Genomic DNA, 13,199 nt, shown 5'->3' on the forward strand with positions numbered 1-13,199 from the left:
CGGCCGCCGCCGCCCGCCGCAGGGCGGCCTCCAGCGGCAGGCCTTCGGCCAGGCCGGCGCCGAGATAGCCGCAGAACGTGTCGCCGGCGCCCACCGTGTCGACGGGCCTGACGGGGATGGTCGGCACCGCGAGGTCGGCCTCGGGCGTCGCGGCCAGAACGCCGTCCTCGCCGAGCGTGACGACGATGGTGCGGCCGGTCTTCTCGACGAAGCGGCGCATGCGCTGCGCCCGATCGCCACCCTCGAGCGAGAGGGCGTCGGCGCAGAGGTCGAACTCGGTCTCGTTGGCGACGACGATGTCGGCCTCGTGGAGAAACGCGACGGCCTCGGCTGCGAAGGGGGCGGTGTTGAGCACCGCCACGGCGCCGACGGCCCGCGCGGCCTCCAGCGCGGCCCGGACGGTGGCGAGCGGAATCTCGTGCTGAAGAAGCAGCACGTCGCCTTGCGCCAGGCCGGCGTCGGCGACATGGGCCGGCGTGACCCGATGGTTCGAGCCGGGGGTGACCGCGATCATGTTCTCGCCGTCGGACCCGACGAGGATCAGCGCCACGCCGGTGGGCTCGGGCGTGGACCGCACCGCCGACAGGTCGACGCCGCCGTCCTGGAGCAGCGCCAGCGCCTCGGCCGCGAAGGGATCGGTTCCGACCGCGCCGATCATCCGCACGGACGCGCCGGCACGCGCGGCGGCCAGCGCCTGGTTGGCCCCCTTGCCGCCCGGCGCGGTGGAGAACCGGTCGCCCTGCACCGTCTCGCCCGGCCCGGGCAGACGGCCGACCGTGGCGATCATGTCGAGATTGATCGAGCCGATGACGATGACCATGCGTGCCTCCCCGGAAAGCGCAATCGCGCACCAACGCCTTAATGGCTTCGGCGGGAAAAGGGAATCACTCAGCCGGCGGCCCGGCCCGCCTCCCAGCCGAGCATGGCGCGCTTGCGGGTGAGGCCCCAGTGATAGCCGGTGAGCGCGCCGCTCTTGCCGACGGCACGGTGGCAGGGCACCACGAAGGAGACCGGATTGGCCCCGATCGCCGCGCCGACCGCGCGGCTGGCCTTCGGCGCGCCGATTTCGGCGGCGATGGCCGAATAGGGCCTGGCACGGCCGAGCGGGATCCGCAGCAGCGCTTCCCAGACCCGCACCTGGAAATCGGTGCCGATGAGGACGACGCGCAACGGCTCCTCGCCGCGCCAGCGGCCGGGATCGAAGATGCGCGCGGCATAGGGCGCGGTGGCGGCCAGATCCTCGACATGGGTCGCGTTCGGCCAGCGGCCGGTCATGTCGGCCAGCGCCGCCGGCTCGCCCCCCGCATCGCAGAAGGCCAGGCCCGCCAGCCCCCGGTCCGTCGTCATCACCAGAGCGAGGCCGAAGGGCGAGACGTGAAAGCCGTGACGCATCAGGAGGCCCGCGCCGCGGCTCTTGTAGGCGCCGGGCGACATGGCCTCGTGGGTGACGAAGAGGTCGTGCAGCCGGCCGGGGCCGGACATGCCGACCTCCAGCGCGGTCTCCAGCAAGGGCATGCCCTGGTCGAGCAGGCGGCGCGCATGGTCGAGCGTGACGGCCTGGAGGAAGGCCTTGGGCGACAGGCCGGCCCAGCGGGTGAAGAGCTTCTGCAGGGCGGTCGGGGTGACGCCGACGGCATCGGCCAGTCGCTCCAGCGAGGGCTGGTCGCGGTAGTCGAGACTGATCGTCTCGATCACCTGCCGGACGATCTCGTAGTCGCCGGCCTGCGGGGCGCCGGGATCGGGCGTGACGTCGCGTTCGAGGATGGCCTGGGGTGCGTGCATGGCGAAGTCTCCTTGACGGCGACTATCGCGGTTCGGCGCGGGCTTTCCCACCCGAAACTTGCGCGGCCCCTACCCCGCCTTCGCGGTCGCCAGTGCGCGGCCGAAGGCGGTGGCGAAGCTTTCGCGGTCGTCGGGATTGAGGAAGGCGCCGATGGGCACGCGGCGGCCCTGCCCCTCGACCGTCATCGAGGTGATGCCGATCTCGTCGTGCCGGGACACGGCGAACTTCGCCCAGAAGGGATTGAACAGGTGGTTTTCGGCGCGGCCCGACGGCGCGAACTTGCGGATGTCGAGCCGGGTGCGCGAGATCGTGACCTCCTCGCGGGCCCGCGCGGCGCGGTAGTTGATGCGGAAGGCGAGGTAGAGCAGGAGGACGTCGAGGCCGAAGAAGCCGATGATGGGCCAGGCGCCGATGGACCAGAACAGCAGCCCGACGAAGAGCGAGATCATCGCCAGAAGGCCCATCAGGACGGAAAAGCCCGTTCGCCCCAGCGACCGGTGCGGGGTCAGGAGGGCGCTGAAAATCGGCTCGTCGGCATCCTTTGTCTCGGCCATGCGAGGAATTATAGAGGCGGGATGGAAAAGCCCAAGGTCAAAAACGCCGCACGTCCCGCCGCAGCCCGCGCCAAGCCGCGGCGCAAGCCGAAATCGCTCTATGCGCCCGACGAGGTGGCCGAGATCTTCCGGCGGTTTTCCGTCCAGAGGCCCGAGCCGAAGGGCGAACTCGAGCACGTCAACCCGTTTACGCTGCTGGTGGCGGTGGTGCTGTCGGCGCAGGCGACCGATGCCGGCGTGAACAAGGCGACGCGCGCCCTGTTTGCGCTGGCCGATACGCCCGACAAGATGCTGGCGCTCGGCGAGGCGGCGGTGGGCGAGCACATCCGCACCATCGGCCTGTGGCGCAACAAGGCGAAGAACGTGATCGCGCTGTCGCAGGCGCTGATCCGCGACCATGGCGGCCAGGTGCCCGACGACCGCGATCTCCTGACCAAGCTGCCGGGGGTGGGCCGCAAGACAGCGAACGTGGTGTTGAACATGGCCTTCGGCCAGCCGACCATGGCCGTCGACACGCATATCCTGCGCATCGGCAACCGGATCGGGCTGGCGCCCGGAAAGACGCCGGACGAGGTGGAAAAGCGGCTGATGGAGGTGATACCGCCCGAATACATGCTGCACGCGCATCACTGGCTGATCCTGCACGGGCGCTACGTCTGCAAGGCGAGACGACCCGAATGCGAGCGATGCGTGATTGCGGATCTGTGCAAGGCGGCGGTCAAGACCTGCGCCATTCCGGCGCCGCTGGAGCCCGTGGGCTCGACCGCATTCGCGAAGGCCTGAGCCTGGTCGACCGGCCCGATCGATCGGGACGGTCGCGTTTCGTCATTTGCGCTGGGGGCCCGAGGCCGCGCCCAATGCGCCGGACTGGTCGACACCGGCCTGCCGGCCGTTTTCCGCACGGCTCAAATCGGCGAGCAAGGATGCCAGCCTCTGAGGCAGCACGTCCTCGAGCTTGAAGTTCGGCATGGACTGCAAATACCGCGCATTGTCCTTCGAGCGGATTTCCTGGCGAACCGCCTTTTCGGCGGCCTCTTCTTCGTGGCTTTTGCGAGAAGCCATGTCTTCTCTCCTTTACTTGCTTACTCGTCAGATGGAAAACCCGGCCGGACGTTCAAGGTTCCCCCCGCGCGCCCCGGCCCCATCACCAAGGGTTGAAGAGGGTAAACATTGAATTAAATTTGAAGTTTCGGCCGGCCGAGCAGCGGTGGCGGCGATCCGCTCCGGGCTCCGCAAACGGCGATGTCGGCCAGGCGTGGATCGGGTTCGGCCAGGCGAAGACTGCCTCGCACGACCGCGCGCCGACCCACGCGACAGCTCCGCGCAGCGGCGTGGTTCCGGAGCGGCTGGTCCGTGCTCGCCGTTCCCGGCGGCGCCGGACGCCCGAAGGGTCAGGCCTTGGCCTTGCTGGCCTTGACGATGCGCGTTTCCGTCTGTTTTCGCCCGGCCTTGCCGTAGCTGGTGATGAAGTCGACGATGCGCGGGACGATTTCGGCGCGGAAGCGGGAGCCGTTGAAGACGCCATAATGGCCGACGGCCGGCTGCATGTAGTGGACGCGGTAGTCGTCGGGGATGTTGACGCAGAGATCCTGCGCGGCCCTGGTCTGGCCGATGCCGGAAATGTCGTCGTTCTCGCCCTCCACCGTCAGGAGCGCGGTGTTGCGGATCGCCGCCGGATCGACCGGGGTGCCGCGGTGCATCATCTTGCCCTTCGGAAGATCGTGGCGCACGAAGACCGTATCCACGGTCTGGAGATAGAACTCGGCCGTCAGGTCCATCACCGCCAGGTATTCGTCGTAGAATTCCCGGTGTTTGACCGCCGAATCACCGTCGTTCTTGACGAGATGCCGGAAGAAATCCTTGTGCGCGGTGATGTGGCGGTCGAGATTCATGCTCATGAAACCGGACAGCTGCAGGAACCCCGGATAGACGTCGCGCATGAAGCCCGGCTCCGGCCACGGCACTTTCATGATGACGTTGTCGCGGAACCAGTCGATGCCCTTTTCCTCGGCCAGCTTGTTGACCGCGGTCGGGTTGCGGCGGGTGTCGATCGGGCCGCCCATCAGGGTCATGGTGGAGGGCGCCATCGGGTCGTCCCTGGCCTCCATCAGCGCCACGGCGGCCAGCACCGGCACCGAAGGCTGGCAGACGCCGATGACGTGGGTGTCCGGCCCGAGGTGATGCAGCATCTCGATGATGTAGTCGATGTAGTCGTCGAGATCGAAACGGCCGTCGGCCAGCGGCACCATGCGCGCGTCGGTCCAGTCGGTGATGTAGACCTCGGCATAAGGCATGAGCGCGTCGACCGTGCCGCGCAGCAAGGTGGCGTAGTGGCCCGACATCGGGGCGACGATGAGAAGTTTCGGGTCGGGCCGGCGGCCGGCGGGCAGGTCGCGCTGGAAGTGGATCAGGTCGCAGAACGGCTTCTTCCACACGACCTCTTCGGTGACCGGAACCTTCTTCCAGTCGACGACGGTGGTTTCGAGGCCGAAGGCCGGCTTGGCATAGCGGCGCGTGGTGCGTTCGAAGAGTTCGGCGGCGGCGGCGGCGGAGCGTCCGAACGGCGTCAGCGACAGGGGATTGAGCGGGTTCGAGTAGAACAGCTTGGTCGCGTCGGCCAGGGCGCGATACGGACGCATCGCGGCGTGGCTCCATTCATAAATCTGATAGAACATGCGTGCTATTTTCCCCGAATCCGCTGTGCGAGCATCCCGCCACCCGCGTCAATTATCCGTTAACGCACGGTAGCCCGTTTTTATTGCAATGCAATAGGACAGGAAAGCGTTCCGCGATGCCGCTCGGGAAGCCGCCGCCCTCATAACGGCCGGAGCATCAAGACGCGCCGGTCGGGGTCGATGCCCGCGGGAACCTCGGCCTGGAACCGGCGGGCGAGCGGCGGCGACGCCCGTTCGAGGGGAAGCTCGGCGAAGCCGCACCGTGCATAGAACGGCGCGTTGAAGGGCACCGCGCGGAAGGTGGAGAGGCCGACATGGGAGGCGCCGCCGAGACGCGCCGCGTCGGCGACCGCCTCGACCAGCGAAGCGCCGACCCCGCGCCGGGCGTGGTCGGGATGGACCGAAAGCTCGCACAGCCACTGCACCCGGCCGATTAATTCGGTGAGCGCGAAGCCGACCGGCCGGTCGGCCGAATCGGTGGCGACCAGCACGCGGCCGGCGAGCGCCGCCGACCGATACTGCTCCGGCGCGGCCGAAGCGGCGGCGGCAAGCGCCGGATAGCCGTGATCGGCAAAGAGCCTGCCGGCCGCCGTCTCGATCTCGACCAGCCGAACGGCCTCGTCAGGCCGGGCGAGGCGGATCCGACCGCGCGGGGGCGGCGCGCGTCCGGTCAGGCCTCGTAGCCTTCCACGATCACCATCTCGGCGTCGGCCACCGTCTGGCGGATCTGCTTGGCGGCCTGATACTCGGCCGAGTGGTAGCAGTCTGTCGCGGCCTGCATGGAGGGAAACTCGATCACGACGTTGCGGCCACGCCCGGTGCCTTCCATGGCCTGGTAGGCGCCGCCGCGTGCCAGGAACTTGGCGCCGTAGCGCTCGAAGGCCGGCCTGGCGGTCGCGACGTAGTCCTTGTAGCGCTCGGGGTCGCGCACGTCGACATGGGCAATCCAGTAGGCCTTGGGCATGGTGTCTTCTCCCTCTGCAGGTCTTCTTCGTCTGGCCGTCAGGCGGCCGCTTGCATTTCCGCGATGATCGCCTGCGCCGCTGCGCGGCGGTCGGGCGCGGCGACGATGGGGCGCGCCACCACCAGATGGCTCGACCCGGCGCGAATCGCGTCGCCCGGCGTCATCACGCGCTTCTGGTCGCCCATGGCGGCGCCCGCGGGGCGAATGCCCGGCGTCACGACCGCCATGTCGGGACCGACGATCCGGCGTACCGCCGCCGCCTCGCTGGCGGAGCAGACGATGCCGCCCATGCCGCAGAGCCTGGCCTGTTCGGCGCGCATCAAAACCAGCGTGTGCGGGTCGTATTCGTAGCCCGCGTCGACCAGATCCTGCTCGTCCATCGAGGTCAGGACGGTGACGGCGAGGAGACACAGGTCGCTGCCTTTCGCGGCGGCGACCGCGGCGCGCATCGCCTTGGGATAGGCATGCAGGGTCAGCATGGTGACGCCCATCTTCACGATGCTTTCGACGCCCTCGGCCACCGTGTTGTCGATGTCGAGCAGCTTCATGTCGAGAAAGACCTTCTTGCCGTCGGCGACGAGATCGCGGGCGAAGTCGAGTCCGCCGGCGAAGGCCAGCCGGTAGCCGATCTTGTAGAAGGTGGCGACGCCGTCGAGTTCCCGCACCGCCGCCTCGGCGGCGGCCACGTCGGGCAGATCGAGACCGACGATCAGCCGGTCGCGCATGTCGGTGTCAGCGATCATCGCCTGGTCCCTCGAAGCTCTCCATCGGTGTCCAGTCGCACAGGAGCGCGCGGCCGGAAAGAGCGAAAGCGAAGATGTTGCCGCCGCCGCCCGGCTGATCCTCGCGCCGCGAGATCGCACGTCCGGCCAGATGCGTCTTCAACAGCGAGCCGACCGCTCCGTGACCGGTGAAGAGGATGGGGGTGTCCGGCGGATGCGCGGCAAGCACCCCGTCCACCGCCTCGACGATGCGCGCCTGCGCGTCGACGGCGCGCTCCCAGCCGTTCCAGCTCGTTTCGGGTTCGGCGAAGAAGCAATCGGCCGCCGCCTCGAACGCCGCCGGCTCCAGGAATCCCGTCGACGAGCGATCGTTCTCGCCCATGCGCGCGTCGATCTCGACGTCCAGGCCGGCCGCGGCGGCGATGATGGAGGCGGTGTCGATGGCCTTGCGCTCGCCGCTCGAAACGATGCGACGCAGGGTCTTCAGCCAGGCCTTGCCCAGGATGGCCTCGGTGCGGTGGCGGCCCTCGCTCGAAAGCGGCCATTGCGGCGTCGGCACCGCCGGGTCGATGACGACCTGCGGGTGGGTCAGGTAGTAGCCGATCACGCCTCGACCCGCGTGGAAAAGGCCCGCGCCCGCTCGATCAGGCTTTCGCAGAGCCGCGTCATGCCCTTGGTGAGCCGCTCGTCGCGAAAGCTCCCGTCCGCTTCGAACGCGTCGCCGGCGCTGGGGACCGAGACCTGCGCGGAGACCACCTCCATGCCGATGTGGGAGAGGATGGCGCGCAAATGATTGGCCGAGCGGATGCCGGCGAAGTGTCCGTTGGACGACGAACAGACGCCGACGACCTTGCCGGGATAGGGCCGCAGCGCCCGGCCGCCGTCGCTCTTGACGCGGCTGACCCAGTCGATGGCGTTCTTGAGCAGCGGCGGGACGGAACCGTTGTACTCGGGCGTGCAGATCAGCACCCCGTCATGCGCGGCGATCTGGCGGGCGAGCCGGACGGCGTTTTCGGGGATGCCCTTCTCCTTCTCGTGGTCCTCGTCCATGATCGGCAAGGGGTAGTCGACGAGCGAGATGCGCGTGACCTCGGCGCCTTGCAGCGCGAGTTCCTTCATCGCCGCGTCGGCGGTCCTGCCGCTGAAGGCACCCTTGCGGTTCGAGCCCGCGAAGACGAGGATTCTTGCTGCCATGTTTCACCCGATCTGCCAGACTGCTCCCGGTTATATGGCCTCGGTTGCAGCAGGCAACCGCATTCGCGAGGGAAGACGGACATGAAGCAGTGGGCGATGGCGGCACTGGCGCTGGGGATCACCCTGTCGGGCGCCGGGAGGGCGCCGGCGATCGATGCGCTGCCGGAAGACGAGATCGCGGTCCAGTCCTGCATCGAAGGCGTTCGGGACTACAATTCCAGCGTCGAGCCGGGGCAGGAGGCGAGCCGCGACACGTGCATCGGCACGGTGGCCGAGCCGTGCATGGAGACCGACGAAGGCCAGTCCACCATGGGCATGATCGGGTGCCAGGCGCGCGAGCTGGCGGTGTGGGACGCCATGCTGAACGACAACTACCTGCTGCTGGAAGACGCGACCTCGGCGACAGAATTCCAGGCGCTGCGCGACGTCCAGGTGAAGTGGATCGCCTACCGCGACGCCAAGTGCGGCTGGCCGGCCGTCTTCTTCGAGGGCGGCACGATCGCCGGACCGCTGGCCGCCGCCTGCCTGAACGACATGACCGCGCGGCGCGCCAACGAACTGGCGGACTACCTCGACTGGACGCAGAACTGACCCGGCGCCCGGTCCATCGGCGCTACGTGCGCCGATAGATCCACAGCTGCGCGGGAGGCACGTTGCGCAGCACGAAGTCGAAATGCTCGACCGTGTAGGAGCCAGGCCCGGCCGGGACCGGCGAGAACGGCCCGTAGGTGAACTGGACCACCGGGCGGCCGACGGGCAACCGGTCGAGCAGGGCCTCGACATAGGCGATGCGCTGCGGGACCGGAAAGTTGAGCAGCGGCACGCCCGATATCGCCGCGTCGAAGACGAGGCCGCGGTCGTCGCCCAGCGTCCTGTCGAGAGCGAAGGCGTCGCCGCGCACGACGTTGACGGAGGGGAAGAGCCGGCGGACATGGTCGGCGAAATCCCGCGAGTGCTCGACGCAGTACAGCCGTTCCGGGGGCAGTCCGCGCTGGAGAATCGCACGGGTGATGACGCCGGTGCCGGGACCGAGTTCCAGAACGGGCAGGCCGGAGGACACGTCGATGACGGAGGCCATGCGACGCGCCGTCACCGCGCTGGTCGGCAGGATGGAGCCGACCGCGCGCGGCTTTTCGATCCAGCCGCGCAGGAAGCGCAGTTCGTCGTCGAAGTGCGCGCCCAGATTCTTCCGGACGGCTCGCACGCTGCGCTGCATCAATCGCTTGCTCCCTGCTGACATGACCCGGCGCGTGGATACGCGACGACTGTGTCAAAAGAGGGCCTGACCGGGTGGCAGAGGGGAGAAAGGCTCCCGCCTCAGTTGCCGAAGGATTCGAAGAAGTCCTTCATCCGGTTGAAGAAACCGGTCGATTGGGGGCTGTTTTCGGTGGACGACAGCTTGTCGAACTCCTCCAGCAGCTCCCTTTGCCGACGCGAGAGGTTCTGAGGCGTCTCGACCGCCACCTGGATGATCAGGTCGCCGACCATGTTCTGGCGCATGACGGGCATGCCCTTGCCCTTGACGCGGAACTTGCGGCCGTTCTGCGTGCCTTCGGGGATCTTCACCCGGGTCTGCGTGCCGTCCAGCGTCGCGACCTCGAAGGACCCGCCGAGCGCGGCCGTCGTCATGGAGATGGGCGCCGTGCAGTAGAGGTTTTCGGCCTCGCGCTGGAAGAACTCGTGCGGCGAGACCGAGAGGAAGATGTAGAGGTCGCCCGACGGCCCGCCGCGCGCGCCGGCCTCGCCCTCGCCCGACAGGCGGATGCGGGTGCCGTCCTCGATGCCGGCCGGAATGTTGACCGACAGCGCGCGCTCTTCGGTGACGCGGCCCTGGCCGTCGCATTTCGGGCACGGATCCTTGATGGTCTGGCCGCGGCCGTGGCAGGTCGGGCAGGTGCGCTCGATGGAAAAGAAGCCGCCGGTCTGCGCCCGCACCCGGCCGGCGCCGCCGCACATGGTGCACGTGACGGGCTGCGTTCCCGCCTTCGCGCCCGTTCCCGTGCACTCGTTGCAGGTGATGGAGCTCGGGACGTGGATCTGCGCGGTCTTGCCGTTGAAGGCCTCCTCGAGGGTGATCTCCATGTTGTAGCGGAGATCAGCGCCGCGTTCGCGCCCGCCGGACGAGCGCCGCCGGCCGCCGCCCATCATCTCGCCGAAGATGTCCTCGAAGATGTCGGCGAAACCGCCCGCGCCGGCAAAGCCGGCGCCGCCGCCGCCCATCCCGCCATTCTCGAAGGCGGCATGGCCGAACCTGTCGTAGGCGGCGCGCTTCTGGGGATCCTTCAGCGTCTCGTAGGCTTCGTTGATTTCCTTGAACCGGCGCTCGGCGTCGGCGTCGCCGGGATTGCGGTCCGGGTGGCACTGCATCGCCAGCTTGCGGAAGGCCGCCTTCAGGTCCTTTTCCGACGCGCCCTTGTCGACGCCCAGCATCTCGTAGAAATCAGCCTTCATGGTGCTCGCGGATGTTCCTGCTGCCTGTCGGGGTGGCCGGCGCGCCCGGGGCGCCCACCGCAGGCCCCGATTTAGTAAAGCCGGCGCTCATACGCCATAGCAACAACGCGGCTCGCGGACATTTTTTCTCCACGATTGCCGCGGTTGGACGGGATTTCAACCGACAGCCGGCGCGCGAACCGCCGGTTCGGAGACGACGCGCCCGAAACGCGCCACCATGGCCTTGCCCAGCGGCCGCTCGAAATGCCGCTCCGACAGGATCGCCAGCGCCAGCGTGGCCGCGCCGGGCGCCAGCCAGTAGACATAGAAGCCGACGAGGCCCGTGGGTTCGACCAGCATGCGCCAGACCAGCGAGAAGAACACGGCCTCGATGACGGGGTGCAGGAGGTAGATGCCGAGCGAGACCTTGCCGAGCGGATGGAGGAAGGCAAGGTAGCGCGAGCCCTCGGGGTCGTTGCGCTCGGCGACGGCCGCGACGTACATGGCAAGCGCCAGCAGGCCGACGATGAGCGCCGCGTGCTGCCGCGTGGCCATGGCGAGGAGGGACAGGCCAAACAGCGCCCAGGCAGGCCAGTGCGCGGTGAGCCTGAGCCGGCTGCGGCGAACGGCGACCGACACGAGTGCGCCAATGGTGAAGTCGGCAAAGGCGCGGTAGGCGCCAAAGGTGTCGGCCTGGAGCCAGCTCTCGAAGGGGATGGCGCCGCGGGCGACCGCGACTTCCAGCGCCAGGACGAGCGCGCCCGCCAGCGCCGCGAGGCCGGCGATGCCGGCGAGGCGGTATGCGAGGACCACGACCGGCAGCAGCAGGTAGCAGAACCATTCCGCCGAGAGGCACCAGGCGACGTAGTTGAACGTCAGCTGGTCCGTCAGCCCCCAGGCCTGCAGCAGGAAGAGATTTGCCGGCAACGCGCTCCAGGCGTAGCGGCCGGGATCGGCCGTGTGGACCAGGCCGAACTCGACCGCCAGCGCCACGCCGCAGAAGAACAGCAGCGTGGCGAGGTAGAGCGGATAGAAGCGCGCCAGCCGCCGGACCAGGTAGGCGCGGAAACGGCCCGGGCCGCGGAAGAGGTCGTCGCCATAGCGCTCCATGATCAGGAAGCCCGAGATCATGAAGAACATCTCCATCATCGCCAGCAGGCGGTAGAGATAGGCGCCGACCTCCTCGTAGCCGGGCGGCGCGAAGCGCAGGAAATGCCACATCATGATCGAGAGCGCGGCGACCAGTCTCCATGTCTCGAAGATGCGGTAGTGCATTGGACCGAAACCACCCCGCGCGATGGGCCGCGCAACTGGGGTTCTTCAGTAGGGGGATGTTGTGCGAGGGTCCATCTTAGTCGATTGTTAAGCTTAACGGAGCGGCGGAGGAGGAGATGCGGCCACTGATCGCGGCGGCGCTGGCCCTTGCGACGGGAAGCGCACAGGCCGCCGACCCGGCGGAACTCGTGGACGCGATCGACCGGGCCGACACCGTGCGGATGACGCGTCTCGTCGCCGAACGGTTTGGCGGGGCCGGCATCTCGATCAACGAAGGGCTGGTCTGGATGTATCAGCCGTTCGACCGGGTGCTGAACTGGTACAACCACGTCACCGACGCGATCCTGATCGCGGAGATGCCGCGTGCGGGCGAGGCGGAGACCTACTGGTCCGGCTGGAGCACGCTCCTGACGGGTGGCGCATGGGACTGGCGTCCGTTCTTCGAGGACGCGGACGAGGCGCTGCGGCTGGCGCGGTTCAACCAGTTCTTCCTCGCGGCCCACGAATACGGCCATGCCGTCACCTATCGCTACGATCCCGGGCACGAGGAGCGTTGGGACGGGTCGATCAACTGCCGCGAATATCTCGCCGACCGCCTGGCCGCCGCGATGCTGGACGAGCTGGCGGAGGAAGACGCCGCGTTTGGCGGGCTGCGCGACCGCTATCGCTCGCTGATCGCGGAGATCAACGCCCATATCGCGCCGGCCGACCGCTACGATCCACCGGATTTCGCGGCGATCGAAGCCGATTGCCGGATCATGGACGTGCGCCAGCCGACGGTTTCGACCCTGACGCCCTATGCCTCGGCCTTCTTTGCCCGGCAGACCACGCTGCTGGCGCAGGACCTGCCGCCGCTCGCCGATCTGCATGCCGCGCATCTGCGCCCCTGGTGGGACGAGCGGCGCCTGCCGGATTCGGGACGGGCGGGGGCGGTGACGACGCTGGCGCCGGTGGAAGGGCTCGACGGCGCCGCGCCCGCCGTCCTCGCCGACGGAACGAGCCGGGCGCTCATCTTCGCGCCGGACGGTTCGCTGATGGTGGTGGAGGAGCGCGTCGAGGTGATCGACGGCCGGGTTCATGCCGGCTTCGCCCTCGGGCGGGTGGGCGAGCCGATCGAGATCGTCATGCCGTTCGGGCCTCTCGACGGCCCGGCCGACCCGGCGGGCATCGACAATTCGCGCAGCGTCGCGGTGGCCGGTCCGGACCGGCTGCTGGTCCTGAACGACGGATTCGGCCTGGGGGACGAAAACGTCTTCCTGATCGACCTGCGGCGCGGCCGTGACGGCTGGGCGCCGCGGATCGTGCGGATCGACGCCAGGGAGGCGACCGGGACCCGCGTTCTCACGGATGCGGCGGGCGGCATCCACGTGCTGGTTCAGGATCGCGCGGCGGCCACCGACGGGCAAAGGCGCTGGCGGCACCTGCGACTGGACGCGGAAACGCTCGGGACGACAGGCGAGACGCCGCTTTCGACGGAAATCGCCGGCACGCCGGTCGCCGTCGGGCTCGACGGCAGCCTGGTGCTGCAGGACGGCGCGCAGCTGGCGATCGCGGCGCCGGGCGAGGCGCCGCTGGCCCTTGCCGGCGGCCTGCGCCGCTTCA

Annotated in this window: 16 protein-coding genes; 3 read left to right on the forward strand and 13 right to left on the reverse strand. The window is 68.7% G+C overall.

Features of this window, described 5'->3' with window-relative positions; genetic code table 11:
* From EJC49_RS19605 to EJC49_RS19615, 3 genes are all read right to left on the reverse strand, one after another.
* A partial coding sequence (locus EJC49_RS19605) for a ribokinase (protein WP_148106317.1) occupies positions 1-820 on the reverse strand: 820 nt, incomplete at its 3' end.
* A 68-nt stretch (positions 821-888) separates the two neighbouring features.
* On the reverse strand, positions 889-1,782 hold the full coding sequence (locus tag EJC49_RS19610) for a methylated-DNA--[protein]-cysteine S-methyltransferase (protein ID WP_126701631.1): 894 nt from the start codon (positions 1,780-1,782) through the stop codon (positions 889-891).
* A 69-nt stretch (positions 1,783-1,851) separates the two neighbouring features.
* The gene (locus EJC49_RS19615) at positions 1,852-2,337 is read right to left on the reverse strand and encodes a DUF2244 domain-containing protein (RefSeq protein ID WP_126701632.1); all 486 of its coding nucleotides are present in this window, start codon (positions 2,335-2,337) and stop codon (positions 1,852-1,854) included.
* Positions 2,338-2,358: 21 nt separating this feature from the next.
* Between EJC49_RS19615 and nth the strand changes: the two genes are divergently transcribed.
* A complete protein-coding gene (gene nth, locus EJC49_RS19620; protein ID WP_126701633.1) occupies positions 2,359-3,120 on the forward strand; it encodes an endonuclease III in 762 nt (253 codons plus the stop codon).
* A 42-nt stretch (positions 3,121-3,162) separates the two neighbouring features.
* Here nth and EJC49_RS19625 read toward each other — a convergent pair whose 3' ends face one another.
* The 7 genes from EJC49_RS19625 to EJC49_RS19655 form a co-directional block, all read right to left on the reverse strand.
* On the reverse strand, positions 3,163-3,399 hold the full coding sequence (locus EJC49_RS19625; protein ID WP_126701634.1) for a hypothetical protein: 237 nt from the start codon (positions 3,397-3,399) through the stop codon (positions 3,163-3,165).
* 329 nt (positions 3,400-3,728) lie between these two features.
* The gene (locus EJC49_RS19630; protein ID WP_126701635.1) at positions 3,729-5,012 is read right to left on the reverse strand and encodes a polyhydroxyalkanoate depolymerase; all 1,284 of its coding nucleotides are present in this window, start codon (positions 5,010-5,012) and stop codon (positions 3,729-3,731) included.
* 140 nt (positions 5,013-5,152) lie between these two features.
* Positions 5,153-5,776 carry a GNAT family N-acetyltransferase gene (locus EJC49_RS26235; protein WP_342635366.1) on the reverse strand — a complete coding sequence of 208 codons (624 nt, stop codon included), beginning with the start codon at positions 5,774-5,776 and terminating at the stop codon, positions 5,153-5,155.
* Positions 5,683-5,976 carry a DUF1330 domain-containing protein gene (locus EJC49_RS19640; RefSeq protein ID WP_126701637.1) on the reverse strand — a complete coding sequence of 98 codons (294 nt, stop codon included), beginning with the start codon at positions 5,974-5,976 and terminating at the stop codon, positions 5,683-5,685. Before EJC49_RS19640 ends, EJC49_RS26235 begins: the two co-directional genes overlap by 94 nt.
* A gap of 38 nt (positions 5,977-6,014) precedes the next feature.
* Positions 6,015-6,719 (reverse strand): orotidine-5'-phosphate decarboxylase, encoded by a 705-nt coding sequence (pyrF, locus tag EJC49_RS19645; RefSeq protein WP_126701638.1) that lies wholly within the window; start codon positions 6,717-6,719, stop codon positions 6,015-6,017.
* On the reverse strand, positions 6,709-7,305 hold the full coding sequence (locus EJC49_RS19650) for a histidine phosphatase family protein (protein WP_126701639.1): 597 nt from the start codon (positions 7,303-7,305) through the stop codon (positions 6,709-6,711). The genes pyrF and EJC49_RS19650 overlap by 11 nt, the downstream gene beginning before the upstream one ends.
* The gene (locus EJC49_RS19655) at positions 7,302-7,892 is read right to left on the reverse strand and encodes an NADPH-dependent FMN reductase (protein WP_126701640.1); all 591 of its coding nucleotides are present in this window, start codon (positions 7,890-7,892) and stop codon (positions 7,302-7,304) included. Before EJC49_RS19655 ends, EJC49_RS19650 begins: the two co-directional genes overlap by 4 nt.
* A gap of 81 nt (positions 7,893-7,973) precedes the next feature.
* On the opposite strand from EJC49_RS19655, the gene EJC49_RS25975 reads away from it, so the two are divergent.
* Complete coding sequence (locus EJC49_RS25975) at positions 7,974-8,483, forward strand: lysozyme inhibitor LprI family protein (RefSeq protein ID WP_210211826.1); 510 nt, start codon at positions 7,974-7,976, stop codon at positions 8,481-8,483.
* A 22-nt stretch (positions 8,484-8,505) separates the two neighbouring features.
* On the opposite strand, the gene pmtA is transcribed toward EJC49_RS25975, so the two are convergent.
* The 3 genes from pmtA to EJC49_RS19675 form a co-directional block, all read right to left on the reverse strand.
* Entirely contained in the window at positions 8,506-9,108 is a 603-nt protein-coding gene (pmtA, locus tag EJC49_RS19665) for a phospholipid N-methyltransferase PmtA (protein WP_126701641.1), read from the reverse strand.
* A 101-nt stretch (positions 9,109-9,209) separates the two neighbouring features.
* Positions 9,210-10,343 carry a molecular chaperone DnaJ gene (gene dnaJ, locus EJC49_RS19670; protein WP_126701642.1) on the reverse strand — a complete coding sequence of 378 codons (1,134 nt, stop codon included), beginning with the start codon at positions 10,341-10,343 and terminating at the stop codon, positions 9,210-9,212.
* Between the two features lie 156 nt (positions 10,344-10,499).
* Entirely contained in the window at positions 10,500-11,597 is a 1,098-nt protein-coding gene (locus EJC49_RS19675) for an acyltransferase family protein (RefSeq protein ID WP_126701643.1), read from the reverse strand.
* Positions 11,598-11,713: 116 nt separating this feature from the next.
* Between EJC49_RS19675 and EJC49_RS19680 the strand changes: the two genes are divergently transcribed.
* On the forward strand, positions 11,714-13,199 hold a 1,486-nt coding region (locus EJC49_RS19680), incomplete at its 3' end, for a hypothetical protein (protein WP_210211827.1).

This window comes from Aquibium carbonis (genome assembly GCF_003970795.1).
Classification (GTDB): Bacteria; Pseudomonadota; Alphaproteobacteria; order Rhizobiales; family Rhizobiaceae; genus Aquibium; species Aquibium carbonis.

What these genes read in the sequence shown, in the direction of transcription:
- EJC49_RS19640 (WP_126701637.1), bottom strand. Translation starts at nt 5,976, where the DNA reads ATGCCCAAGGCCTACTGGATTGCCCATGTCGACGTGCGCGACCCCGAG.
- EJC49_RS19630 (WP_126701635.1), bottom strand. Translation starts at nt 5,012, where the DNA reads ATGTTCTATCAGATTTATGAATGGAGCCACGCCGCGATGCGTCCGTAT.
- EJC49_RS19675 (WP_126701643.1), bottom strand. Translation starts at nt 11,597, where the DNA reads ATGCACTACCGCATCTTCGAGACATGGAGACTGGTCGCCGCGCTCTCG.
- nth (WP_126701633.1), top strand. Translation starts at nt 2,359, where the DNA reads ATGGAAAAGCCCAAGGTCAAAAACGCCGCACGTCCCGCCGCAGCCCGC.
- dnaJ (WP_126701642.1), bottom strand. Translation starts at nt 10,343, where the DNA reads ATGAAGGCTGATTTCTACGAGATGCTGGGCGTCGACAAGGGCGCGTCG.
- EJC49_RS25975 (WP_210211826.1), top strand. Translation starts at nt 7,974, where the DNA reads ATGAAGCAGTGGGCGATGGCGGCACTGGCGCTGGGGATCACCCTGTCG.
- EJC49_RS19610 (WP_126701631.1), bottom strand. Translation starts at nt 1,782, where the DNA reads ATGCACGCACCCCAGGCCATCCTCGAACGCGACGTCACGCCCGATCCC.
- pyrF (WP_126701638.1), bottom strand. Translation starts at nt 6,719, where the DNA reads ATGATCGCTGACACCGACATGCGCGACCGGCTGATCGTCGGTCTCGAT.
- EJC49_RS19615 (WP_126701632.1), bottom strand. Translation starts at nt 2,337, where the DNA reads ATGGCCGAGACAAAGGATGCCGACGAGCCGATTTTCAGCGCCCTCCTG.
- EJC49_RS19625 (WP_126701634.1), bottom strand. Translation starts at nt 3,399, where the DNA reads ATGGCTTCTCGCAAAAGCCACGAAGAAGAGGCCGCCGAAAAGGCGGTT.
- pmtA (WP_126701641.1), bottom strand. Translation starts at nt 9,108, where the DNA reads ATGCAGCGCAGCGTGCGAGCCGTCCGGAAGAATCTGGGCGCGCACTTC.
- EJC49_RS19655 (WP_126701640.1), bottom strand. Translation starts at nt 7,892, where the DNA reads ATGGCAGCAAGAATCCTCGTCTTCGCGGGCTCGAACCGCAAGGGTGCC.